This is a genomic window from Lapillicoccus sp. (assembly GCF_036559105.1).
Lineage (GTDB): Bacteria > Actinomycetota > Actinomycetes > Actinomycetales > Dermatophilaceae > Lapillicoccus.
Genome location: NZ_DATBTV010000074.1, coordinates 1 through 2,489, shown reverse-complemented (window position 1 = coordinate 2,489; position 2,489 = coordinate 1). Strand labels below are relative to the sequence as shown.

The 2,489-nt window shown below is 69.6% G+C and carries 1 protein-coding gene; it reads right to left on the bottom strand.

Annotated elements, in window-relative coordinates; genetic code table 11:
• Positions 1-2,489 (bottom strand): glutamate synthase central domain-containing protein (locus tag VIG79_RS09570; RefSeq protein ID WP_331884968.1); only part of this gene is annotated, 2,489 nt, incomplete at both ends.

The following is a 2,489-nucleotide window of genomic DNA, read 5'->3' as shown; positions in this document are numbered from 1 at the left end:
CCGGTCTTGAGCTGGCCGTCGCACTGCACGACGATCCGGTCGCGCAGGCTGTTGAGCACCAGGGTCTGCTGGGTCTCGGCCAGCCCGATCTCCCAGGGGCCGCCGGCGTGCTTGAGCGAGGTCAGCGGCGAGGCACCGGTGCCGCCGTCGTGGCCCGAGATGAGCACGACGTCGGAGTGCGCCTTGGAGACGCCGGCCGCGACGGTGCCGACCCCGACCTCGGAGACCAGCTTGACGTGGATCCGGGCCTCGGGGTTGGCGTTCTTCAGGTCGTGGATGAGCTGGGCGAGGTCCTCGATCGAGTAGATGTCGTGGTGGGGCGGCGGACTGATCAGCCCGACCCCTGGCGTCGAGTGCCGGGTCTTGGCCACCCACGGGTACACCTTGTGGCCCGGCAGCTGCCCGCCCTCGCCGGGCTTGGCACCTTGGGCCATCTTGATCTGGATGTCGCCGGACTTGGTCAGGTAGAGCGAGGTGACGCCGAAACGACCCGAGGCCACCTGCTTGATGACCGAGCGGCGCTCGTCGTCCATGAGGCGCTCGACATCCTCGCCCCCCTCGCCGGTGTTGGACCGGCCGCCGAGGCGGTTCATCGCGATGGCCAGGGTCTCGTGCGCCTCCTGGCTGATCGAGCCGTACGACATCGCGCCGGTGTTGAACCGCTTGACGATCGCGCTGACCGGCTCGACCTCCTCGATCGGCACCGGCGGCCGCTCCGGGCAGTCCTGGAACTCGAACAGCCCGCGCAGGGTCATCAGCCGCTCGGACTGCTCGTCGACGCGCTGGGTGTACTGCTTGAAGATGTCGTAGCGGCGCTCCCTCGTGGAGTGCTGCAACCGGAAGACCGTGTCGGGGTCGAAGAGGTGTGGCTCGCCCTCACGGCGCCACTGGTACTCCCCGCCCACGGTGAGCTTGCGGTGCGGGAGCCGAACACCGTCCGGCGGGTATGCCGCGGCGTGCCGTGCCGCGGTCTCGGCCGCGACCACGTCGAGCCCGATGCCCCCGAGCTGGGACACCGTGCCGGTGAAGTAACGGTCGACCAGCTCCTGGGACAGTCCGAGCGCCTCGAACACCTGCGCCCCCCGGTAGGACGCCACCGTGGAGATGCCCATCTTGGACATGACCTTCAGGACACCCTTGCCCAGGGCCTTGATGAGGTTCTTGACGGCCTGGTCGGGCGTGACCCCGTCGATGGCCCCGGACCGGACGAGGTCCTCGACCGACTCCATCGCCAGATACGGGTTCACGGCCGCGGCGCCATAGCCGATGAGCAGGGCGACGTGGTGGACCTCGCGCACGTCTCCGGCCTCCACGACCAGCCCGACCAGGGTGCGGGTCTTCTCGCGGATCAGGTGGTGGTGGACCGCCGAGGTCAGCAGCAAGGACGGGATCGGCGCGAAGTCGCGCCCGGAGTCACGGTCGGAGAGCACGACGAAGCGCGCCCCCTTGGCGATGGCGGCCGAGACCTCACCGAAGATCTCCTCCAGCCGGTCCTTCATCGCGGCAGCGCCGCCGGTGACGTCGTACAGCCCGCGAACCACGTGGGTCGCATAGCCGGGCAGGTCGCCGTCGGCGTTGATGTGGACGACCTTGGCGAGCTCGTCGTTGTCGATCACCGGGAACGGCAGCACCACCTGGCGCGCGTGGGCCGGCGTCGCCGCCAGCGCGTTGCCCTCGGGACCGATGACGGTGCCGAGCGAGGTCACCAGCTCCTCGCGGATCGCGTCCAGCGGCGGGTTGGTCACCTGGGCGAACAGCTGGGTGAAGTAGTCGAAGATCAGTCGCGGGCGGTCCGACAGCACGGCGATGGGCGTGTCCGTGCCCATCGAGCCCAGGGCCTCTCCCCCGGTGCGAGCCATCGGCGTCAGCAGGATGCGCAGCTCCTCCTGGGTGTAGCCGAAGGTCTGCTGGCGTCGGGCCACCGAGGCCGCGGTGTGCACGATGTGCTCGCGCTCCGGCAGGTCGTCCAGGTGCAGCAGGCCGGCGTGCAGCCACTCCTCGTAGGGCTGTTGGGACGCCAGCGACGCCTTGACCTCGTCGTCGGAGACGATGCGACCGTGCTCGGTGTCCACCAGGAACATCCGGCCCGGCTGGAGCCGTCCCTTGCGCACCACCCGGGACGGGTCGAGGTCGAGGACCCCGGCCTCGGACGCGAGCACCACCAGACCGTCGTCGGTGACGGAGTAGCGCCCCGGGCGCAGTCCGTTGCGGTCGAGTACCGCACCGATCAGCGAGCCGTCCGTGAACGTCACACACGCCGGACCGTCCCAGGGCTCCATGAACGTCGAGTGGAACTCGTAGAACGCCCGGCGGGTGGGGTCCATCTCCTCGTGGTTCTCCCAAGCCTCCGGGATCATCATGAGGACGGCGTGGGGCAGCGAGCGACCGCCCAGGTGCAGCAGCTCGAGAGCCTCGTCGAAGGAGGCGGAGTCCGACGCCTCCGGCGTGCAGATCGGGAACAGCCGGTTGAGGTCGCCAGGGATGAGGTC